The sequence below is a fragment of the Streptomyces corynorhini genome (assembly GCF_003346515.1).
GTDB classification, from domain to species: Bacteria; Actinomycetota; Actinomycetes; order Streptomycetales; family Streptomycetaceae; genus Streptomyces; species Streptomyces corynorhini.
On sequence record NZ_QQNA01000021.1, the window covers coordinates 36,912 to 56,668 of the forward strand.

The window sequence follows — 19,757 nt, forward strand, 5'->3', positions numbered from 1 at the left end:
CCGGCGGCCCGGGATCCGGCGGCCCGGGGTCTGGTCGGGCGGGATCCGGCGGCCCGGGATCCGGCGGCCCGCTTCGCGGACCAGCGGCCCGCCTCCGTGCCGTCAGCCCGCCTCGGCCAGCCCCGGGTTCGCGCCGCCGCCCGCGCCGCCGTACATGGCGCGTTCCACCGCCGTGTACGTGGCGCCGTGGTCCGCCAGCGCCTCCGCGACCACGCCGCGGTGGGCCGCCAGCGCCAGCAGGAGGTGCTCGTCGCCGATGTGCCGGTCGCCGCGACCGCGGGCGATCCGCAGCGCGCTCGTCAGGACGGCCTTCGCACCGGGAACGAAGGGCCGGTGCCCCGTCCAGTGCCTGCCGCGCCGCCCGGCGGAGCGCATGGCGCCCTCGCCGTGCGCCTCCTCGAGCTTCGAGACGACCTCCCCCAGGTCGATCCCGATGCCCGCGAGCGCCGCCGCGTCCGCCTTCGACAGGCCGCCGCGCCGTCGGCTCTCCGCGAGCGCGGCCTCCAGGGCCTCGCGCCGGTCGCCGACCCCGAGGGCGGCGAGCGCGAACGAGGCACGGGTGCCCCGCCGGTCGAGGAGGGCCAGCAGCAGGTGCTCCTCGGTGATCTCGTCCGCCCCCAGGCGCTCGGAGTGGACGACCGCTCCGGTGACGACGCCGCGCGCGACCTCGGTGAACCGTTCGAACATCACTGCCTCCCATGCTTCTTGTGCGCTGCCTGCCTGCTGACGCCCAGTTCGTCGGCGATCTCCTGCCACGACCAGCCCTGGTGACGGGCGCTGCGCACCTGTACGGCTTCGAGCCGCTCCAGCAGTCGGCGCAGCGCGGCGACCGCCCTGAGCCCGACCCGGGGGTCGCGGTCGCCCGCCCGCTCGGCGAGGTCCGTTGCTTCGGTCATCCTGTCAACGTACATTGACAGCCTCCAACCGTCAACCAAAATTGACAAGCGAGGCGAGAGGAAGAAAGCGGTGGGAGAAAGGGCTGCAGAAAAGGCTGAAGGAAGGGCTGGAGGAAGGAAGCGGGCAGGGAAGGCTCAGGGCTTCAGTACGACCTTCCCGAAGAGGCCGCCCGCCGCCATCCGTTCGAAGCCCTCCCGTGCCCGGTCCAGGGGCAGCACCTCGTCGATCACCGGCCGTACGCCCTTCACGGCGCAGAACGCGAGCAGGGCCTCCAGCTCGCCGAGCGACCCCATGGTCGACCCGACGACGCGCAGCTCCAGGAAGAAGATCCGCGTCAGCTCCGCGTGCGCGGGACGGTCGCCGCTGGTGGCGCCCGAGATGACCAGGGTGCCGCCGCGCCGCAGGCACTTGATGGAGTGCGACCAGGTGGCCGCGCCGACCGTCTCGATGACGGCGTCCACCCGGTGCGGCAACCGCGCGCCCGGCTCGTACGCCTCCAGCGCGCCCAGTTCGACCGCGCGCGCCCGCTTCGCCGCGTCCCGGCTGGTGGCGTACACGCGCAGTCCCGCCGCGCTGCCGAGGACGATCGCGGCCGTGGCGACGCCGCCGCCCGCGCCCTGGACGAGGACCGAGTCCCCGGGCCGTACACCCGCGTTGGTGAAGAGCATCCGGTACGCGGTGAGCCAGGCGGTGGGCAGGCAGGCGGCCTCCTCGAAGCTCAGCTCTGCGGGCTTGCGCAGCAGGTTCGCCCGCGGCACGGCGACCCGCTGCGCGAAAGTGCCCTGGTAGCGCTCGGTGAGGATCGAGCGGGGCTCGGTGCCGTGGTCGCCGCCGCCGATGACGGAGTGGACGACGACCTCGTTGCCGTCCTCGTCCACTCCGGCGGCGTCGCAGCCGAGGATCATCGGCAGCTTCTCCTCGGCCAGGCCCACCCCGCGCAGCGACCACAGGTCGTGGTGGTTGAGGGACGCGGCCCTGACGGTGACGGTGGTCCAGCCGGGAGGCGCCTCGGGGTCCGGGCGCTCGCCCAGCTCAAGGCCCTTGAGGGGATCGGCGAAGTCGGTATGTGCGGCGTAGGCGGCGAACATGGACCCGACGATAGGGCGGCAGCGGCTCCTCCGGAACCGGCGGCGCGTGTGACACACCTCAACGGCCGCGGGCCGCGTCCCACCCCGGCGAAAGGGGTACGACACGGCCCGCGCCGAACGGAAGACCCACCGCGCGGAGGCCCCACCCGAGCAGATGACCCACCGCGCAGAGGACCCGCCGAACGGAGAGCCCACCGCGCAGAGGACCCGCCGAGCGGAGAGCCCACCGAACGGAAGTCCCGAAGGTCAGCGCCGGGCGACCCCCTCGGCGCGCGCCGCCGCGGCGACCGCCGCCGTGACCGCGGGGGCGACCCGTTCGTCGAACGGCGAGGGGATGACGTAGTCCGCCGCCAGCTCGTCGCCGACGACGTCGGCCAGCGCGTTCGCCGCCGCGATCTTCATGGACTCGGTGATCCGGGAGGCCCGCACCTGGAGCGCGCCCGCGAAGATGCCCGGGAAGGCGAGCACGTTGTTGATCTGGTTCGGGTAGTCGGAGCGCCCGGTGGCCACCACCGCCGCGTACCGGTGCGCGATGTCGGGGTGCACCTCGGGGGTGGGGTTGGCCATGGCGAAGACGAACGCGCCGGGCGCCATCGAGGCGATCGCCGGCTCCGGGACCGTACCGCCGGAGACCCCGATGAAGACGTCCGCGCCGCTCAGCGCCGCCTCCAGCGAACCGGAGAGCCCGGCGCGGTTGGTCAGCGCCGCCAGCTCCCGCTTGACGTCCGTCAGGTCGTCGCGGTCGGCGCTGACGATGCCCTTGCGGTCCGCGACGGCCACATCGCCGACCCCGGCCGCCAGCAGGAACTTGGCGATGGCCACCCCGGCCGCGCCCGCGCCCGAGATCACCGCGCGCAGCCCGCCGAGGGGCCGGCCGGTGAGCTTCGCCGCGTTGCGCAGGGCGGCGAGGGTGACGACGGCCGTGCCGTGCTGGTCGTCGTGGAAGACGGGGATGTCGAGGCGCTCCTGGAGCCTGCGCTCGATCTCGAAGCAGCGCGGCGCCGCGATGTCCTCCAGGTTGACGCCCCCGAAGGAGGGCGCGAGCCGGACGACGGTCTCGATGATCTCGTCCGTGTCCGTGGTGGCGAGCGCGAGCGGCACGGCGTCGACGCCGCCGAACTGCTTGAAGAGGATCGCCTTGCCCTCCATCACGGGAAGCGACGCCTCGGGGCCGATGTCACCGAGTCCGAGCACCGCCGTACCGTCCGTCACGACGGCCACGACCTGCGACTTCCAGGTGTAGTCGTGCACCAGCTCGGGCCGCTCGGCGATCGCGCTGCACACCTTGGCGACGCCGGGGGTGTACGCGAGGGACAGGTCGTCCTTGTCCCGGACCGGAACCGTCGCCCGGATGGCCATCTTGCCGCCCCGGTGCAGCGCGAAGGCCGGATCGAAGGGCTCGTCGGTGCCGTGGCCGGTGTCGGCCGTGGCGTGCGTCGCGCTGTCCCCAGCACTCTCCCTAGTACTGTCCCCAGCACTGTCCGCAGCACTGTCGCTGCGAGGATTGACGATCTCCGCTGCCATGTAGATGACCCCTTAAGTCTTCATCAGTTGAGGGTGTCCACTCCTGGGTGAGGAGGGGTGGGCGGGCATCGCGTACGCGCCCCGCGTAGCGGTTGGCCCGCCCGGCAGGGATGTATACGTACGCGCGGGCGCGCCGCACACGCGCCCGGAGCCCCGGATGAGGGGTGTAATCGTCCTTCATACCGGACGGACCGCATCGTTCACGAGTCCATTCCCTCCGGTGATCCGCTGATGATCCACGAGTGATCCGCGGGTGATCACGATGGTGAACCCCACGGTGAGATGGCTCATGCCGGAACAATTCGGACGCATCCGGTAAGCGGCATGATGCACACCCAAGGAAGGAAATGAACCGGAGATTTTCCGGCCGGAAGAAGGTATTCCCACAGATGGTCCGGATTGATGTACCGCCACGCAGGGGTCGGGGGGTGTCCCGTTACCCGATTTTGACATGCCCGATCGCCTGAATGGGCCAGTCCAAATGGCAGGATGCCGTCATCACACTCGGTCGCGACACTCGAAGACGCGTGCTCGGCCACTTGGCAGCTCCCTCATCCGCCGGAGGACCCTGATCATGACCGCACGCACCATCCGCCGTACGACCGCCGTGAAGTCCCGGATCGCCACGGCAGGCGCGATCGTGGTCGCCGGCAGCCTGTTGCTGACCGCCTGCGGTGACCAGACTCAGAGCGGCGAGAAGTCCGTGGAGTCCTCGAAGGCCCCCCTCTTCGACCAGCTGCCCAAGGCCATCCAGGACAAGGGTGTCGTCAAGGTCGGCTCGGACATCTCCTACGCCCCCGTCGAGTTCAAGGACAAGTCCGGCAAGACGGTGGGCATCGACCCGGATCTCGCGGACGCGCTCGGCAAGCAGCTGGGCGTCACCTTCGAGTTCGAGAACGGCACCTTCGACTCGCTCCTCACGGGCCTGCGCTCCAAGCGGTACGACATGGCCATGTCCGCCATGACGGACACCAAGGACCGCCAGAACGGCGTGGACAGCGACACGGGCAAGAAGGTCGGCGAGGGCGTCGACTTCGTCGACTACTTCACGGCCGGGGTCTCGCTGTACACCAAGCAGGGCGCGAAGACCGGCATCACGACCTGGTCGGACGTCTGCGGCAAGAAGATCGTCGTCCAGCGCGCCACCGTCTCGGAGGACCTGGCCAAGGCGGAGAGCAAGAAGTGTACGAGCGCCGGGAAGGGCAAGATCTCCATCGAGTCGTTCGACAACGACCAGCAGGCGCAGACGCGGCTGCGCAGTGGTGGCGCCGTGGTCGGCTCCAGTGACGCCCCGGTCGCCGCCTACGCGGCCAAGACCTCGGGCGGCGGCAAGGACTTCGAGGTCGTCGGGGAGCAGGTCGAGGCCGCTCCGTACGGCATCGCCGTGGCGAAGGGCAGCCCGCTGGCGAAGGCCCTCAAGGACGCCATGGACGCGATCATCAAGAGCGGCGAGTACGCCAAGATCCTCGACAAGTGGGGCGCCGGTGAGGGCGCCGTGACGGAAGCCAAGATCAACGGCGGCTCCTGACCTGCCGGGCGAGGAAAGGCAGCTTCCGTGAGCGTCGAGATCGACAAGCCGAGCGGACCGCAGAACGCGCCGTCCGCCGTCGCGCAACCCATCGCGGCCATCCCCGTACGGCACTACGGGCGGTACGTCTCCGCGGTGATCGCCATCGCGCTGCTGTGCGCGATCGTATACGCGTTCGCCCAGGGCAAGATCAACTGGGGCGCCATCCCCGACTACTTCTTCGACGACCGCATCCTGGAGGGCGTGGGCCAGACCATGCTGCTCACGGTCGTCTCGATGCTGATCGGCGTCGTCGGCGGCATCGTGCTGGCGGTGATGCGGCTGTCGAAGAACCCGGTGATGTCGTCGATCGCCTGGTCGTACATCTGGTTCTTCCGCGGCACCCCGGTCCTCGTGCAGCTGATGGTCTGGTTCAACCTGGGGCTGGTCTTCGAGTACATCAATCTCGGGCCGGTCTACAAGGACTACTGGTCCAGCTTCATGACGCCCTTCCTGACGGCCCTGCTGGGTCTCGGGCTGAACGAGGCCGCCTACATGGCCGAGATCTGCCGGGCGGGCCTGCTGTCGGTCGACGAGGGCCAGACGGAGGCGTCGCACGCGCTGGGCATGAGCCACGCCAAGACGCTGCGCCGGATCGTGATCCCGCAGGCGATGCGGGTGGTCGTGCCGCCGACCGGCAACGAAGTCATCAACATGCTCAAGACGACCTCGCTGGTCTCGGCCGTCCAGTACTACGAACTGCTGCGGTACGCGCAGGACATCGGGCAGTCCTCCGGCGCCCCGGTGGAGATGCTCTTCCTGGCGGCGGCCTGGTACCTGGTCATGACCTCGGTCCTGTCCGTGGGCCAGTACTACCTGGAGCGGTACTACGCGCGCGGTTCCAGCCGGAACCTGCCGCCCTCCCCGCTCCAGCGCGTCCGCGTGAATCTGCTGTCCCTCGGCCGGCCCAAGGGAGGCATGGCATGACCGCGATGGTGAAGGCCGAGGGCGTCCACAAGTCCTTCGGCGCCGCCCACATTCTCAAGGGCATCGATCTGGAGGTCGCGCCGCGCGAGGTGTTCTGTCTGATCGGCCCGTCCGGCTCCGGCAAGTCGACCTTCCTGCGCTGCATCAACCACCTGGAGAAGATCAACGCGGGCCGGCTGTCGGTCGACGGGGAGCTGGTCGGCTACCGGCAGCGCGGCGACAAGCTGTACGAGCTGAAGGACGCCGAGGTCGCCAGGAAGCGCCGGGACATCGGCATGGTCTTCCAGCGCTTCAACCTCTTCCCGCACATGACGGCGCTGGAGAACGTCATGGAGGCGCCGGTCCAGGTGCGCGGCGAGGCCAAGGCCGTCGCCCGCGCCCGCGCCGAACGGCTGCTGGACCGGGTGGGCCTGGCCGACAAGGCGGGCAACTACCCCTCGCAGCTCTCCGGCGGCCAGCAGCAGCGCGTGGCGATCGCCCGCGCGCTGGCGATGGAGCCGAAGCTGATGCTCTTCGACGAGCCGACGTCGGCGCTCGACCCGGAGCTGGTGGGCGATGTGCTGGACGTGATGCGCGGGCTGGCCGAGGACGGCATGACGATGATCGTCGTCACGCACGAGATGGGCTTCGCGCGGGAGGTCGGCGACGCGCTGGTCTTCATGGACGACGGCGTGGTGGTCGAGTCGGGCCACCCCCGGGACGTGCTGACCGATCCGCAGCACGAGCGGACGAAGTCGTTCCTGTCCAAGGTGCTGTGATCGCGGGGCCCGCCAGGGGCCTCGCGACCGGGCGCGCGGGCGGAGCGACGAGGGGCGGTACGGCTGCGGCCGTACCGCCCGCGCCGCGCCTACTTCAGAGCGAGGACGAGCGCGTCGGAGGGCGAGGACCAGACGCTCCGCGCCTCCGCGAAGCCCGCCGCGCGCAGCGTCCGCACATGCCAGTCCAGCGGCGGCGTATCGCCCTCGGCGTGCTCACCGTAGATCCTGAACCGCTCGGCGGCCGGCCCGGCGAGTACCGGGTCCTGGGCCACCAGCTGCCACCACTCGGCCCAGTCGACGGCGCCCGCCGCCTTGGCGCGGTCCATGGCGGCGTGCCGGTGGGCCCGCTCGGCGGCGTTGATCCGGGGCGTGGACGCGTCGGGCATATGGTCGGCGTTCATGAACACGCCCCCGTCGGCGACCAGCGCGCCGAGCCGGCCGTACAGCGCGGCGAGCGGTTCCTCGTGCAGCCAGTGCAGTGCGGTGGCGGTGAGGACGGCGTCGTACGAGCGGTGCGGCAGCAGCTCCGGCCACCCCGGGTCCTTGAGGTCGGCCGTGACGAGGGTGACGCGCTCGTCGCCGTCGAAGCAGCCGTGGGCGATGGCCAGGAGCGCGGGGTCGAGGTCGACGCCCGTGCTGGTGGCGCGGGGAAGGCGGCGCAGCAGGCGGTCGGTGATGCTGCCCGTGCCGCAGGCGAGGTCGAGCACCCGGGGCGCGGGGCCGACGAGGGCCTCCACCATGTCGAGCATGACCCGGAAGCGGTCCTCGCGGTCCGGCAGGTACCACTCCTGCTGCCGGTCCCAGCTCTCCTGCCAGGCGCGCCAGTCGGGGGCGGCCCCGCCGCCGATATCCGTTCCGGTCCCCGTACCGGTCTCCGTCTTCGCCATGGAAACCCACCTCCGTAATACCCTAAGAGCAGAACGAGTCATTACCGTTCGCGACGAACCCGACCCTAGACCGCTTCCGTAAGGACTACAAGTGGAACTGGCCTCTTACTCGGACTATGCCGTACGCCTGGTCAACACCGAGGAACCGGCCCGCGGCACGGACGCCCTGACCTCGGTCGACACCGTGCGCTCCCTCTTCGGCCCCAGCTCCCAGGCGGCCCGCCGCGCCACCGACGCGGATGTCACCCGCTTCCGCTCGGTACGGTCCCGGCTGCGCGCGGTCTTCACCGCCGCCGACGCGGGCGAGGCCACCTTGGCGGTGGACATGCTGAACTCGCTGCTGCTGGAGTTCCCCGTCAGCCCGCAGATCTCTGGCCACGACTTCCTGGACGACGAGGGCCGGCCGCGCTGGCATCTGCACCTCGCGGAGCACCCGTCGAACGCGACGGCGGGCTACGCGGCGACGGCGGCCATGGGGCTCGCGTTCCACCTCACGGAGTACGGAGTGGACCGGCTCGGCCTGTGCCAGGCGGCGCCGTGCCGCAACGCGTACCTCGACACCTCCACCAACCGCTCGCGCCGCTACTGCTCCGACCGCTGCGCGACCCGCGCCAACGTCGCCGCCTACCGGGCCCGCAAACGCCTGGAGAGCGAGCGCTCGGCCGCCACCGGCCGCAGCGCGGACACCAGCCAGGAGGCCACGGCGCGCGGCCCCCGCTGATCCCCCAGCGGGCGGTAGCGCACCCTGACCCGCCCCAGCAGCAGCTCCTCGGGAACCGTTCCGAACACCCGGCTGTCCCCTTCGGCCCCCGGGTTGTCCCCGAGCACCCACCATCCGCCGTGGCGTCGCTCGATCAGCCGCTTCACGATGAGCAGATCCTGCTGCAACGGGTGCCTCAGCACCGCCACGTCGCCCGGCCGCACCGCGGCACGGTAGTGCACGAGAAGCTGGTCGCCGTGTCTGAGCGTGGGATACATGGAGGGCCCCCACACCTCGGCGATCCCCAGCAGCGCCCCCGGCTCCCGCCCGTCCTCGGCCATCCGCCACCTCCCGCTCCCACGGTACGGGGTGCCATGGGTCCCGTACCGGCCCCGTACTTTCGTCCTAAGCCCCAGGGGGCACACGCGAAAAGACTCTTCTCACGGAGTAATGTCCCACCTGAGAAGACGATCACGAGGAAGGACAGCTCCATGCTTTCCCGCCTGTTTGCCCCCAAGGTCAAGGTCAGCGCCCACTGCGACCTCCCCTGCGGCGTGTACGACCCGGCCCAGGCCCGGATCGAGGCCGAGTCGGTCAAGGCCGTCCAGGAGAAGATGCAGGGCAACGACGACGCCCACTTCCAGGCGCGCGCCACGGTCATCAAGGAGCAGCGCGCCGAGCTGGCCAAGCACCACGTTTCGGTGCTCTGGAGCGACTACTTCAAGCCGCCGCACTTCGAGAAGTACCCGGAGCTGCACCAGCTGGTCAACGACACCCTGAAGGCCCTGTCGACCGCGAAGGGCTCCACGGACCCGGCGACGGGCCAGAAGGCCCTGGACTACATCGCGCAGGTCGACAAGATCTTCTGGGAGACCAAGAAGGCCTGATCTATGGCTAGGCCGTCTGACCTGCGATTACGCGGGTCGCATCGCCTACCTGTCCGCACCCGGTCCGCAGGCCGCCGAGAACGGCGTCCATGACGGTCCGGGTGCGGTCTTGTGAGGCTTGAGCCCCACCGGCCGCCCGCCACCGGGCGCGTCCGGGGGCCGCGTCCGGGGGTCGTCGTGTCGCTGTCAGTGCGCCGGGGCGCGTCTCTCGTACAGGGTTACCCTGCGGCCACGGACCTGTGCGTCGGCGATCGCTCTGAAGTGTTCCCTCAGCACGGCGGATTTCACCTTGTCGCGCTCGGCCCCCGGCTCCCTCGCCACCTGCGGCGCGTCCGTCACCAGCAGGATGCGGCGCTCGGCGAGCATCGCGGCGCGTATCCGGGCCGGGGCGGCCTCGGTGCCCTTCAGCGTTCCGGAGTCGCGCGGGCTCCGGGTCAGGGCGATGTCGCGCAGGCCGGTGAAGGCGCCGGGGGTGACGGACTCGGTGTCCCTGCGCGCCGACGGGATGAAGAGCACCGCGTTGCCGGTCTCCTTGAGGCGCCGTATGTCCGAGGTCACCGCCAGGACGTCGTCCACCCTGCTGGCCGGGGAGCGTTTGGCGAGCGCCTGCGGCAGCAGGGCCGCCATCGCGGCGGCGATCGCCACGGGGAGGATCCATCTCGACGCGCGGGGAAACCGGGGGGTGGCCGCCCGTATCGCCGCGCCGACGGCGGTGCCGATGAGCAGGGCCAGGCCCAGCAGGCTGAAGAGTATGTACCGGTCCAGGAAGAGCGGCTGGACCAGGGAGAGGGCGATGAGCGCGAGCTGTGGCACCGCCAGCAGCGGCAGTCCGACGACCGCCGCCGACAGACGGCCCGCCCGGGGCCGGTCCAGCAGGGCGCCTGCGCCGCCGATGGCCAGCAGGACCGCGGGGCCTGTCAGCATGTGCCAGGTGAGCGGCGGTATCCACGACACCTGCGCGGACTGGCCCCGGCTGAAGAGGACCAGGGGCAGCGCGCAGGCGGTGGCGACCCCCGAGGCCGCGGTCCAGCGGGTCCATACGCCCCGGTCGGCCCGGCTCCAGATCAGGGTCGTCATGTGCGCCGGAAGGATCAGCAGCGAGAGCCAGTTCAGGAGGCCGCTCATCAGGACGATGCCGCCGTAGGCCGCCCAGTGGGCCGTCAGGTGCCACCCCCGCAGACCCCGGCCACCCAGACCCCGGCCACCCGGACCCCGGCCCTGGAGCAGGACCACGAGGAGCAGTGTGGAGATCCCCGCCCCGGCCGCGACCAGCGCGTACGGACGCCCCTCCTGGAGGTAGAACTGCACGGCGGGAAGCAGCCCGAAGGCCAGCCCTCCCGCCAGCCCCGCCCATGGGCCCGCCAGCCGGTGGCCGATGGCCCCCACGCACGCCGCGGCGACCGCGGCGGCCAGCACCGAGGGCAGCCGCAGGGTGGTGGTGCCGGGCCCGAAGCACGCGAACAGGGCGTGCATGAACAGGTAGTAGCAGCCGTGCACGACATCGACGTTCCCCAGCATGTGCACGATCTCGGACGGGGAGCGCTGGGCGACTTGCCAGGTCGCGGCCTCGTCCCGCCACACACTGCCCTGCCGTGACAGACCCCACAGGCCGAAGAGGAAGGTCCACACCGCCGGTATCGCCCGGACGAGAACGCGGTGGTGCCTCGGGCAGGCCGGGGACGCCGAGGATGTCGTCGCGCCCTTCGCGGAAGAGGGCGCAGCGCGAGAGGTACGAGCAGTGGGCATGAAGGAGGGCTTCCGGACGGGCTGTCGCATCGGGACGGCGGGTGGGGGCACGAAGGCCGTTCACCGACCACGACATCGATGCTCCGCAGCCCCCCGTGTGCGGCCGCCCCGAAAGTCAGCGCGGCCAAGGATGCCATCCTTCTCCCCGTCTTGTCGCGTGTCCCGGTCACGTTGTCGCGTGTCCCGGTCACGGCGGACTCCGCCGACGGGCTCCGCGCCCCGCTCTACCGCGCCCGGACGAGAACGGGCCGCCGGGACCTTCGGTGATGGCCGACGCCCTGGATTCCGCGTGCGCGCTCGTCGGCGTTCCCTGGGGCCTGACGACGCGTCTGTCCCCCTCGTACCCCCGCCGTCCGACCGCCCGCCGTGCGCTCACCCGCCGTCCGACCGCCCGCCGTCCGACCGCCCGTCACGCGGCCCGAAGGCGTGCAGCGCGTCGGCGTCGCTGGCGCGGGCGTGCAGGAAGTAGTCGGCCCATTCGGCGATGTCCGGATAGCCGGAGGTCTCCGTCAGCTCGGCGATCGCGGCGTCGATGTCGAAGTCGGTGACCCGCAGTTCCACCCCGGGGCCGAGCAGCGCCCAGTGCGCGCCCGGCCGGCCGTACGGCATGCCGACGCTGCCCGGGTTCACGACCTGGCGGCCGTGGGCGAGCCGTACGAAGGGCATGTGCGTGTGGCCGCAGACGACGGTACGGATGTCGTCGCCGAGCCCCGCGAAGACCTCGGCCCAGCGCGCGAGCCGGGAGTCCACGAGCACGATCTCCTCGTCGTCGCGGGGCGTCGCGTGGCAGAACAGCACCTGCCCCAGCCCCGCGATCCGCAGATACCGGGAGCGCGGCAGCCCGGCCAGCAGCTCCACCTGGTCGTCGCGCAGCCGGCCGGCGGCCCAGGGCCCGATGGCGTCCGGGACGTGGGGGATCCGGCCCGCGCGCAGCTCGACGAGTTCACGGTCGGCGTTGCCGCCGATCAGTACGGCCCGCTCCCCCAGCGCCGCCAGCCGGTCGAGGACCTCCACCGGCTGCGGGCCCGCCACGATGTCACCGGTGATCAGGATCCGGTCGGCGGCGGCGACGTCCGGTTCCGCGAGCACCGCCTCCAGAGCGGGGAGGACCCCGTGGATGTCGGAGAGAACGGCGACCCGGTTCGGTGATGTCGGCATACGTCCCACACTCCTTCACTCCTCGTCATCCCGGTACCTCCGCCACGGCCGTGATCTCGACCAGCTGGCCGGTGTACCCCAAGCAGGCCACCCCGAGGAGCGTGGAGGTGTGCGGACCGGTGCGCAGACCGCCCGCGCGGACGACTTCCCAGACCCGGCTGAGATCCGCCGGGTCGCTCGTCGCGACGGACACCGTGGTCGCCACCACGTCGCGCGGCTCGCAGCCGACGGCCGTCAGAGCCTCCGCCAGGTTGGCGAGCACCTGTTCGGTCTGCGCGACGAAGTCGTCCGCGCCCACGAGCTTGCCGTCCCGGTCCAACGGCACGGCCCCGGCCAGGAAGGCCAGGCGCCGACCCGTTTCGACGACCGCCACGTGCGCGTAGTCCGGCGGGGGAAACAGACCGGGGACGGTCATGCGGTGGGCCATCTCATCGCTCCTTAAGCTGCCTACCCGGTCATACGTCCGCGAGCCGCCGCTTGCTCAGCCGCGGCGGGCAGGAACCGGCCGGACCCGGCAGGAGCAAGGGCCGGACCCGGCAGGAGCAGGAGCCGGGGCAGGAGCTGGGACAGGAGCCGGGGCAGGAGCCGGGACAGGAGCCGGGGCAGGAGCCGGGACAGGAGTACGGCAGGGGTGAGCCGGGAGCGGGAGTGAGTTGGGGGGGGCCGGGGCGCCCGGTCCTCGCCGTCCCTCAGGCCGCCGGAGCGTGCAGCAGCGGGCTCTTGTGGAGCGCCAGCCAGCGGCGGTAGTCCTCCGCCCGCAACGCCGCCTCCCGGTACGCCGCCTCCAGGTCGGCGAAGGCCCCGGCGTACGCGGCGCCCCCGGCGCCCACCTCGGCGCCGCCGGGTTCCGGCCGTGTGAACAGCAGCAGCCGTACCGCGAGCGGGTCGTCCCGCAGCGGCCTGACCACCATGTCGTCGCGCGGCGCCGAGGTGGGCTGGCATGGGGCGACCGCCTCGCCGACCGCGATCAGCGAGGCCGCCGTGACGTAATCCCCGTGCAGTACGGGCGGATTGAGCCCCGCCTCCCCCAGCACCCGGCGCAGTCCGTCCCACTCACCGTCCACGGTCGGGTCCACCATCCAGCGGTCCCCGGCGAGATCCGCGAGATCCACCACCGGCATGGCGGCGGCGGGGTGGTCCCTGGCCAGGGAGACGAACTGCGGTTCGCGTTCCAGCAGCACCCGCGCGACCAGCCCCTCGGGCACGGCCAGCGGGCAGCCCTCGACCTCGTGCACGAAGGCCACGTCGAGCTGGTCGCTCGCGACCATCCGCAGCAGCGCGCCCGCCGAGACGTCCATCCGGAGCGTGATGTCCGTACCCGGCAGCCGGTGTCTGAGCCTGCGCAGCCAGCCCACCAGCGCGCGGCTCGCGGTCGAGCCGATCCGCAGCCGGGGACCGGCGCTCCGGTCGGCCGCCGCACGGGCCTCGGTGACCAGGGCGGCCATGCCGGAGACCAGGGGGCGCGCCCGGCTCAGCACCGTACGGCCCAGCGGGGTGGGGCGGCAGCCGGTGCGTTCGCGGGAGAACAGCTCGGCGCCCAGGGAGTTCTCGATCCGCCGCAGCTGTGTCGTCAGGGACGGCTGGCTCATCCCCAGCAGCCGGGCCGCCTTGTGCAGACTGCCGGCGTCGGCAATGGCACACAGGGCCCGCAGATGCCTTACCTCCAGCTCCATGCCCCGAAGAGTAGAGCGGGGTTCTCAGCCACACCAGATGGCCAAAACGCTCCAATTTGCGTTGCATTCGAAGAAATACGGCCAGGGTGATGCGCTGGTGTTATCGGTCATTGACATCATCCGCACAGGGGCGGACTCATCGAGACTCTGCGATACCGAACGCGCTTCATCGGACGCGTTCTCGACGAATGAGCAGGAGCCCCCCACATGACATCCCAGAAGTCGGTGATCTCGGCGATCGCCGGAATCGGTCTGGCATTCGTCACGGCGGTCGGAGTCGCACCCGCCGCCCACGCCACCGGCACGGCCGCCGCCCCCACCGGCACGCCCGCCACCTCGCACACCGCCCCGTACGCGGGGTACGAAGGCTCGAAGGCCGAGGCCGCGGGCAACCAGGCGTTCTTCGACGCGGTCCTGAAGTCGGTCGCCGAGAAGCGCGCCGCCAACCCCGCCATCCAGGCCGTCACCGTGGTCTACAACGCCTCGGCGGCGCCCACCTTCGCCGGGCAGATAGCCGCCAGCGCGTCGATCTGGAACAGCGCGGTCACCAACGTGAAGCTCCAGTCGGGCAGCAACGCCGACTTCACCTACCGCGAGGGCAACGACTCGCGCGGCTCGTACGCGAGCACCAACGGCCACGGCCAGGGGTACATCTTCCTGGACTACGCCCAGAACCAGCAGTACAACTCGACCCGGGTCACGGCCCACGAGACCGGGCACGTGCTCGGCCTGCCGGACCACTACTCGGGGCCGTGCAGCGAGCTGATGTCGGGCGGCGGACCGGGCACCTCCTGCACCAACTCCCAGCCCAACGCGGCCGAGCGCGCCCGGGTCAACACCCTGTGGGCGAACGGCCTCGCGGCGGCCATGGCCAAGGTGTCCTGACCCGTCACCCGGCCCACGCGAAGGGGCGCCCCCGAAATCTCCTCGGGTGCGCCCCTTCCCTTGTCCCCCTTGGTAACGTCGATCGGTGGACTTCCGTACGGAGATCGGCGCCTCGCCCCGGCGCGATCTCGACCGCTGCATCGAGGGCGATTTCGAGACACATCTGACGGTGCGGGCCGCCGGCCGGGGCCGGGGGGCGTCGCTCGGCGACTGGGCCACCGCCCACGGCCTGCCGCTCAGCCATGTCGTCCTGGACCGGGGCCGCACCCCGTCCCGCCCGACGCTCACCCTGCGCGGCTCCGGCAGCCTGGACGAGCAGCGCGGCGCGGCCGAGCGGTGCGTCCGGCGGCTGGCGGAGGCCGGGTTCACGGTGGTCAGGACGAAGCTGGTGGCGGCGCCCTGGAACGACGGCGTACCGCAGAACGACGCCGAGGCGGCCGCGCTCCCCGCGCACTGCCGCTTCGAGCACCGCGTCACCCTGCGGCTGGCGATCCCGTACCACGCGGGCCGGCTGACGGCCGTCGCCGAGGAGCACCGTGCCCATGTCTCGCGCGACGCCCGCCGGGCGCTGCCGGGAGGTGTGCAGGAACGGGTGGTGAACCAGCACGTCGCGGGCGCGGGCCGGCCCGCGGCACGGGCCCGGCTGGACGGGCTGCTCGACGCGATGGTCGAGGTCGGGTTCCAACCGGCCGATGTGCGCGAGGAGTTCGTGGTGTACGACGACAACCCGGCGGCGGACGGCGGCTGGGTGGAGGAGTCGGCGGAGTAGCGGGGCGGCGCTGGCGGGGTGGCTGCCATGGCGGCGGCGACCGGATGGCTGCCATGGCGGCGGCCGGATGGCGGTGGCCGGATGGCGGTGGCCGGATGGCGGTACCGCCTCCGACGGCCTTTCCGTCCAGCGGAGGGAAAGGCCGTCGGAGGGCCGGGGGTTCAGCGTCGCCGGGCGGCGCGCGCATCCCGCCGGGCCGGGGTCAGGAGGCCCCGACCAGAGGCCGGTCGGCCAGCTCCGTGTCCGTCGGCAGCTGGCCGCGGATCCGGCCGAGCGCCTCCTCGAAACCGCCCCCGGCGATCCCCGACGCGTAGGCCGCCCCCCGGCAGTGCAGGGTCAGGCTCAGCTCCGCCCGTCCCACCGGCCCCTCGTCGTCCCGCTCGCCCAGGGCGAGCAGACAGCTGAGGGTGGCCTGTTCGACCGCGCCGCCCGCACTGACCGCGAGGGGGATGTCCCACTCCATGACGCAGGACGACAGCGCCTCGCCCGCCCCCACCGCCTCCAGCGCCGCGAAATCGGGCCCTTCGTACTGCACTCCCCTGATCTCCGTGCGCACCTGCCGGCCGCCCGCGGTGAGGGTGATCGCTTCCGCCCCCTGGCGGTCCCGGTACCAACCCGCCCATGAATCCGTCGACTCCGCTGTCATGGCAGCGGACTGTAGCGGTAGCGGAGATTCCACCGCAGCACGGGGCACCGGTTCATGACGGTGCGTCATCTCACACCGGGCGCGAACCGGAGCGAACCGGGAACGAACCGGGGGCGAACCGGGACGGAAGGACACCCGACCCACCCTCTGGCGCCGTCGAGTACGCCGTCGAGTACGCCGCCGAGCGCGCCGTCGAGCGCGTCAGCGTTCGCGCGGCTCGCGCCACATGGGCCACATGCGCGGGCCGTCGGGCAACCGCACCGTGTGTTCGGTGAAGGCGAAGCCGAGCCGCTCGTAGAGGCGGCTGCTGCGCTCGCTGCTGGCCTCCAGATACGCCGGGACGCCCGCGCGGTCGCAGCGTTCGAGGACGGGCTCGATCAGCGCGCGGCCCAGGCCCCGGCCCTGGTGCTCCGGGGCGACCGCGATCATCAGCAGGTACTCGTGCGCCCGGTCCTCGGGGTGCACCAGACCGGTGAGGCGGCCGACCATCTCGGCCCTCTCGTTGTCCGGGTCGGCGATCTCCCGCATCCGGGCGGGGGTCTCGTCCTCCTCCTCGGGCGCGCCGGCCGGGACCTGGAGCCAGAGCGCCATGGCCGTCTCGTCCTCGGTAAGGTCCACCCGGCCCTCGGCGAGGGCGACATCCGCGAACACTCCGAGGAACAGACCGTTCACCTTGCGGCGGTGCTCGTCGTCGGGAAAGACCCAGTTGCACACCGGGTCGTCGTAGAAGGCCCCTTCGAGCAGTCGCACCAGCGTCGCCCGGTCGGCCTCGTCCGCCTGTCTGATCCGTACACCCATCCGTTCGGCCCTCCCCTGGATCGCCAACTTGTCACCGGCATCCTAGAGTTGGGGCGGATCAGCGCACGCGCGGGCCCCGCGCGACGCGCGGGGCCCGCTCTGCCGGCGGCCTGCGGCAGTGGCATGCGGCAGTGGTATCCGGCGCGCCCGCACGACACGGCGGCGGCAGGCGGCCCCGGCACACGGAGGCGCCCCTCAGCGGCTGCGCCGGGTGACGAATTCGGCCAGGGCCAGCAGATCGCCCGCCGCCGTGAGGTCGGGGATGGCGCGGGAGAGCTGGTGGACCGCCCGGGACATCCGGTCGGCGGCCTGGAGCTGCGCCCACTCCCGCCCACCGGCCCGCTCGACGGCCGCCGCCGCGCGGGCCACCGCGCCGGGGTCGTCCAGCGGTCCCCGGTACAGCCCGGCCAGTTCCTCGGCCGCCGGGGTGCCGGAGGCCAGGGCCGCGACCACCGGCAGCGACTTCTTGTGCGCGGCCAGATCGGCGCCTGCGGGTTTGCCCGTACGGTCGGGGTCCCCCCAGATGCCCATCAGGTCGTCGATGAGCTGGAAGGCGAGCCCGGCCTCGCGGCCGAACGCGTTCACCGCCTCGACCCGTTCCGGGTCGGCGCCCGCGTAGAGCGCGCCGAGCGCGCACGAGGCCCCCAGCAGCGCGCCGGTCTTGGCGGTCGCCATGGCGACACACTCGTCGAGCGAGACCTCGTGGGGGTCGCGCCGCTCGAAGGAGCAGTCCGCCTGCTGCCCCGCGCACAGCTCGATGACGCAGGCGGCGAGCGCCGCCGACGCCGGACCCGACGCGGGGTGCGGATCCTCGGCGAGCAGCCGCAGGGCGAGCGCCATCATGGCGTCACCGGCGACGATGGCGTCGGCGGTGCCGAAGACCGTCCAGGCGGTGGCGCGATGGCGCCTGGTGGGATCCTCGTCGATCACGTCGTCGTGGAGCAGGGTGAAGTTGTGGGCCAGCTCGACGGCGACGGCGGCCGGTACGGCGGCCTCGGGATCCCCGCCGAGCGCGCGGGCGGCGGCGAGCACGAGCGCGGGCCTGATCGCCTTGCCCGCCCCTCCGGAGGCGGGCGACGGGGTGCCGTCGGCGTGCTCCCAGCCGAAGTGGTAGCTCGCGACGCGTCGTATCGCGCCGGGCAACGACCCCACGGCCGCGCGCAGTTCGGGATCGACGGCGGTGCGGGTGCGCTCCAGCAGGGCCACGGCCTCGTGACTCTCGATGGGCGCATCCGTGCTGGACATGGTCACGGATCACTTTCCTCGTACGGCGGGGGGGCGTGCGGACGGGCCCCGGGGCGGGCAGACGGGGGCCTTCCGTACCGGGAGAGGCACGGAGGAGGCGCCGGAACCGGCCCGCCCCGGGGCGGGGGCCTCAGCTCCAGCGGCCGACTTCGACGTTCTCCAGCACCCCGAGGGCGTCCGGCACCAGAATCGCCGCCGAGTAGTAGGCCGTCACCAGGTACGAGATGATCGCCTGCTCGTCGATGCCCATGAAGCGCACCGACAGGCTCGGCTCGATCTCGTCCGGGATGCCGCTCTGCTGGAGGCCGATGACCCCCTGCTCGGTCTCGCCCGTACGCATGCAGATGATCGAGGTCGTCCGCGCGTCCGAGACCGGGATCTTGTTGGACGGGAAGATCGGCACCCCGCGCCAGGCCGGCACGTGATGACCGGCGACCTCCACGGTGTCCGGGTAGAGCCCGCGCTTGTTGCATTCGCGGCCGAACGCGGCGATGGCGCGCGGATGCGCCAGGAAGAGCTTCGAGCCGCGGCGGCGCGAGAGCAGCTCGTCCATGTCGTCCGGGGTGGGCGCGCCGTCGTGCGGCTGGAGGCGCTGGCCGTAGTCGCAATTGTTGAGCAGCCCGAACTCACGGTTGTTGATCAGCTCGTGTTCCTGGCGCTCGCGCAGCGCCTCGACCGTGAGCCGCAACTGCTGCTCGGTCTGGTTCATCGGCTGGTTGTACAGGTCGGCGACCCTGCTGTGGACCTTCAGCACGGTCTGCGCGACGCTCAGCTCGTACTCGCGCGGCGCCCCCTCGTAGTCCACGAAGGTGTGCGGCACGACCGCTTCGCCGACGTGTCCTGCGGACAGGTCGATGGCGGCCTCGCCGTACTTGTTGGTCCGCTGCTCCGGAATGGCGGCGAGCGTCTCCAGATGGCCGCGCAGCGAGTCCTCGCGCTCGGCGAGGTTCAGCACGTCCCGCCGGGTCAGTACGAGGACGGTGCACGCCGTGACGGCGCGCGCCGTGAACGCCCAGGTGGCCTCCCCATCCACCAGGGCCTCGTCGCCGAAGTACGCGCCGTCGGCGAGCACCCCCAGCTCCGCCTCGTCGCCATAGGGTCCCGTGCCCAGCTTCTGCACCCGGCCGTGGGCCAGCAGATAGACCTCGTCCGCCGCGTCCCCCGCCGTGGCCAGCGACTCGCCCGCCGCGAACTCGCGCTGCTCGCAGCGGCGCGCCAGCTCGGCGAGGACCTCCTCGTCGTCGTACTCGCGCAGCGCGGGCAGCTCGCCCAGCTCGGCGGGGATGACCGCGACCCGGTCGGCGGTCTGCACAAACGTCACCCGCCCGTCGCCCACCGCGTAGCTGAGGCGGCGGTTCACCCGGTACGTGCCACCCTGCACCTGGACCCACGGCAGCATCCGCAGCAGCCACCGCGAGGTGATCTCCTGCATCTGCGGTGCCGACTTGGTGGTGGTCGCCAGGTTCCGGGCGGCATCTGTTCCCAGACTCTGCTGAGGGGGCTGCACCGCGCGGACCTCGTCACCAACCGACATGAAGTCTTCCTCTCGATCATGAAACGACCTGCGAGAAGAATGGTTCCATCACTTGGCGTACGCACGCC

21 protein-coding genes are annotated in these 19,757 nt (G+C 71.9%); 7 read left to right on the top strand and 14 right to left on the bottom strand.

Annotated features, from left to right (window positions below):
* Window positions 1-102 precede the first annotated feature (102 nt).
* The 4 genes from DVH02_RS03800 to DVH02_RS03815 form a co-directional block, all read right to left on the bottom strand.
* A complete protein-coding gene (locus tag DVH02_RS03800; RefSeq protein WP_114622228.1) occupies window positions 103-687 on the bottom strand; it encodes a Clp protease N-terminal domain-containing protein in 585 nt (194 codons plus the stop codon).
* Window positions 687-896, bottom strand: coding sequence for a helix-turn-helix domain-containing protein (locus DVH02_RS03805; RefSeq protein ID WP_114622269.1), 210 nt, complete (start codon window positions 894-896; stop codon window positions 687-689). Before DVH02_RS03805 ends, DVH02_RS03800 begins: the two co-directional genes overlap by 1 nt.
* A 135-nt stretch (window positions 897-1,031) precedes the next feature.
* Window positions 1,032-1,985, bottom strand: coding sequence for a zinc-binding dehydrogenase (locus DVH02_RS03810; RefSeq protein ID WP_114622229.1), 954 nt, complete (start codon window positions 1,983-1,985; stop codon window positions 1,032-1,034).
* Between the two features lie 246 nt (window positions 1,986-2,231).
* On the bottom strand, window positions 2,232-3,509 hold the full coding sequence (locus DVH02_RS03815) for an NAD(P)-dependent malic enzyme (protein WP_114622230.1): 1,278 nt from the start codon (window positions 3,507-3,509) through the stop codon (window positions 2,232-2,234).
* Between the two features lie 574 nt (window positions 3,510-4,083).
* On the opposite strand from DVH02_RS03815, the gene DVH02_RS03820 reads away from it, so the two are divergent.
* Genes DVH02_RS03820 through DVH02_RS03830 form a run of 3 tightly spaced genes read left to right on the top strand, consistent with a single transcriptional unit; the run spans window position 4,084 to window position 6,761 of the window.
* Window positions 4,084-5,037, top strand: coding sequence for an ABC transporter substrate-binding protein (locus DVH02_RS03820; protein WP_114622231.1), 954 nt, complete (start codon window positions 4,084-4,086; stop codon window positions 5,035-5,037).
* Between the two features lie 27 nt (window positions 5,038-5,064).
* Complete coding sequence (locus tag DVH02_RS03825) at window positions 5,065-6,003, top strand: amino acid ABC transporter permease (protein WP_114622232.1); 939 nt, start codon at window positions 5,065-5,067, stop codon at window positions 6,001-6,003.
* Window positions 6,000-6,761, top strand: a complete 762-nt coding sequence (locus DVH02_RS03830) for an amino acid ABC transporter ATP-binding protein (RefSeq protein ID WP_407697584.1) — start codon at window positions 6,000-6,002, stop codon at window positions 6,759-6,761. Before DVH02_RS03825 ends, DVH02_RS03830 begins: the two co-directional genes overlap by 4 nt.
* 89 nt (window positions 6,762-6,850) lie before the next feature.
* On the opposite strand, the gene DVH02_RS03835 is transcribed toward DVH02_RS03830, so the two are convergent.
* Window positions 6,851-7,648, bottom strand: a complete 798-nt coding sequence (locus DVH02_RS03835; RefSeq protein WP_114622233.1) for a class I SAM-dependent methyltransferase — start codon at window positions 7,646-7,648, stop codon at window positions 6,851-6,853.
* A gap of 91 nt (window positions 7,649-7,739) precedes the next feature.
* On the opposite strand from DVH02_RS03835, the gene DVH02_RS03840 reads away from it, so the two are divergent.
* The gene (locus DVH02_RS03840) at window positions 7,740-8,369 is read left to right on the top strand and encodes a CGNR zinc finger domain-containing protein (protein WP_114622234.1); all 630 of its coding nucleotides are present in this window, start codon (window positions 7,740-7,742) and stop codon (window positions 8,367-8,369) included.
* On the opposite strand, the gene sodX is transcribed toward DVH02_RS03840, so the two are convergent.
* Window positions 8,273-8,689, bottom strand: coding sequence for a nickel-type superoxide dismutase maturation protease (gene sodX / locus DVH02_RS03845; RefSeq protein ID WP_114622235.1), 417 nt, complete (start codon window positions 8,687-8,689; stop codon window positions 8,273-8,275). The two genes, DVH02_RS03840 and sodX, sit on opposite strands and share 97 nt — an antisense overlap.
* Before the next feature lie 150 nt (window positions 8,690-8,839).
* On the opposite strand from sodX, the gene sodN reads away from it, so the two are divergent.
* Complete coding sequence (sodN, locus tag DVH02_RS03850; RefSeq protein WP_114622236.1) at window positions 8,840-9,235, top strand: superoxide dismutase, Ni; 396 nt, start codon at window positions 8,840-8,842, stop codon at window positions 9,233-9,235.
* 186 nt (window positions 9,236-9,421) lie between these two features.
* On the opposite strand, the gene DVH02_RS03855 is transcribed toward sodN, so the two are convergent.
* From DVH02_RS03855 to DVH02_RS03875, 4 genes are all read right to left on the bottom strand, one after another.
* A complete protein-coding gene (locus DVH02_RS03855) occupies window positions 9,422-10,981 on the bottom strand; it encodes a hypothetical protein (protein ID WP_233518019.1) in 1,560 nt (519 codons plus the stop codon).
* A 372-nt stretch (window positions 10,982-11,353) separates the two neighbouring features.
* Entirely contained in the window at window positions 11,354-12,139 is a 786-nt protein-coding gene (locus DVH02_RS03860) for a metallophosphoesterase family protein (RefSeq protein WP_114622237.1), read from the bottom strand.
* Window positions 12,140-12,164: 25 nt separating this feature from the next.
* The gene (locus tag DVH02_RS03865) at window positions 12,165-12,566 is read right to left on the bottom strand and encodes a RidA family protein (RefSeq protein ID WP_114622238.1); all 402 of its coding nucleotides are present in this window, start codon (window positions 12,564-12,566) and stop codon (window positions 12,165-12,167) included.
* Window positions 12,567-12,828: 262 nt separating this feature from the next.
* The gene (locus DVH02_RS03875; protein ID WP_114622239.1) at window positions 12,829-13,812 is read right to left on the bottom strand and encodes a LysR family transcriptional regulator; all 984 of its coding nucleotides are present in this window, start codon (window positions 13,810-13,812) and stop codon (window positions 12,829-12,831) included.
* Window positions 13,813-14,019: 207 nt separating this feature from the next.
* Between DVH02_RS03875 and snpA the strand changes: the two genes are divergently transcribed.
* Together snpA and DVH02_RS03885 are read left to right on the top strand one after the other, a co-directional pair.
* Window positions 14,020-14,697, top strand: a complete 678-nt coding sequence (gene snpA / locus DVH02_RS03880; RefSeq protein WP_199566157.1) for a snapalysin — start codon at window positions 14,020-14,022, stop codon at window positions 14,695-14,697.
* Between the two features lie 85 nt (window positions 14,698-14,782).
* Window positions 14,783-15,466, top strand: coding sequence for a hypothetical protein (locus tag DVH02_RS03885; protein WP_233518020.1), 684 nt, complete (start codon window positions 14,783-14,785; stop codon window positions 15,464-15,466).
* 202 nt (window positions 15,467-15,668) lie between these two features.
* On the opposite strand, the gene DVH02_RS03890 is transcribed toward DVH02_RS03885, so the two are convergent.
* From DVH02_RS03890 to DVH02_RS03905, 4 genes are all read right to left on the bottom strand, one after another.
* On the bottom strand, window positions 15,669-16,112 hold the full coding sequence (locus DVH02_RS03890; RefSeq protein ID WP_114622240.1) for a DUF6304 family protein: 444 nt from the start codon (window positions 16,110-16,112) through the stop codon (window positions 15,669-15,671).
* Between the two features lie 201 nt (window positions 16,113-16,313).
* The gene (locus tag DVH02_RS03895; RefSeq protein ID WP_114622241.1) at window positions 16,314-16,910 is read right to left on the bottom strand and encodes a GNAT family N-acetyltransferase; all 597 of its coding nucleotides are present in this window, start codon (window positions 16,908-16,910) and stop codon (window positions 16,314-16,316) included.
* 195 nt (window positions 16,911-17,105) lie between these two features.
* Window positions 17,106-18,155: a family 2 encapsulin nanocompartment cargo protein polyprenyl transferase gene (locus DVH02_RS03900; RefSeq protein WP_199566158.1), complete on the bottom strand. Its 1,050-nt coding sequence runs from the start codon at window positions 18,153-18,155 to the stop codon at window positions 17,106-17,108.
* A gap of 130 nt (window positions 18,156-18,285) precedes the next feature.
* Window positions 18,286-19,689 (bottom strand): family 2B encapsulin nanocompartment shell protein, encoded by a 1,404-nt coding sequence (locus tag DVH02_RS03905; protein ID WP_114622243.1) that lies wholly within the window; start codon window positions 19,687-19,689, stop codon window positions 18,286-18,288.
* Between the last annotated feature and the right edge of the window lie 68 nt (window positions 19,690-19,757).

Bases quoted from the DNA above. Each gene is read 5' to 3' on its own strand.
- sodX (WP_114622235.1), bottom strand. From the start codon at position 8,689: ATGGCCGAGGACGGGCGGGAGCCGGGGGCGCTGCTGGGGATCGCCGAG.
- DVH02_RS03900 (WP_199566158.1), bottom strand. From the start codon at position 18,155: ATGTCCAGCACGGATGCGCCCATCGAGAGTCACGAGGCCGTGGCCCTG.
- snpA (WP_199566157.1), top strand. From the start codon at position 14,020: ATGACATCCCAGAAGTCGGTGATCTCGGCGATCGCCGGAATCGGTCTG.
- DVH02_RS03890 (WP_114622240.1), bottom strand. From the start codon at position 16,112: ATGACAGCGGAGTCGACGGATTCATGGGCGGGTTGGTACCGGGACCGC.
- DVH02_RS03875 (WP_114622239.1), bottom strand. From the start codon at position 13,812: ATGGAGCTGGAGGTAAGGCATCTGCGGGCCCTGTGTGCCATTGCCGAC.
- DVH02_RS03860 (WP_114622237.1), bottom strand. From the start codon at position 12,139: ATGCCGACATCACCGAACCGGGTCGCCGTTCTCTCCGACATCCACGGG.
- DVH02_RS03865 (WP_114622238.1), bottom strand. From the start codon at position 12,566: ATGGCCCACCGCATGACCGTCCCCGGTCTGTTTCCCCCGCCGGACTAC.
- DVH02_RS03830 (WP_407697584.1), top strand. From the start codon at position 6,000: ATGACCGCGATGGTGAAGGCCGAGGGCGTCCACAAGTCCTTCGGCGCC.
- sodN (WP_114622236.1), top strand. From the start codon at position 8,840: ATGCTTTCCCGCCTGTTTGCCCCCAAGGTCAAGGTCAGCGCCCACTGC.
- DVH02_RS03855 (WP_233518019.1), bottom strand. From the start codon at position 10,981: ATGCCCACTGCTCGTACCTCTCGCGCTGCGCCCTCTTCCGCGAAGGGC.
- DVH02_RS03835 (WP_114622233.1), bottom strand. From the start codon at position 7,648: ATGGCGAAGACGGAGACCGGTACGGGGACCGGAACGGATATCGGCGGC.
- DVH02_RS03800 (WP_114622228.1), bottom strand. From the start codon at position 687: ATGTTCGAACGGTTCACCGAGGTCGCGCGCGGCGTCGTCACCGGAGCG.
- DVH02_RS03815 (WP_114622230.1), bottom strand. From the start codon at position 3,509: ATGGCAGCGGAGATCGTCAATCCTCGCAGCGACAGTGCTGCGGACAGT.
- DVH02_RS03905 (WP_114622243.1), bottom strand. From the start codon at position 19,689: ATGTCGGTTGGTGACGAGGTCCGCGCGGTGCAGCCCCCTCAGCAGAGT.
- DVH02_RS03805 (WP_114622269.1), bottom strand. From the start codon at position 896: ATGACCGAAGCAACGGACCTCGCCGAGCGGGCGGGCGACCGCGACCCC.
- DVH02_RS03820 (WP_114622231.1), top strand. From the start codon at position 4,084: ATGACCGCACGCACCATCCGCCGTACGACCGCCGTGAAGTCCCGGATC.
- DVH02_RS03810 (WP_114622229.1), bottom strand. From the start codon at position 1,985: ATGTTCGCCGCCTACGCCGCACATACCGACTTCGCCGATCCCCTCAAG.
- DVH02_RS03895 (WP_114622241.1), bottom strand. From the start codon at position 16,910: ATGGGTGTACGGATCAGACAGGCGGACGAGGCCGACCGGGCGACGCTG.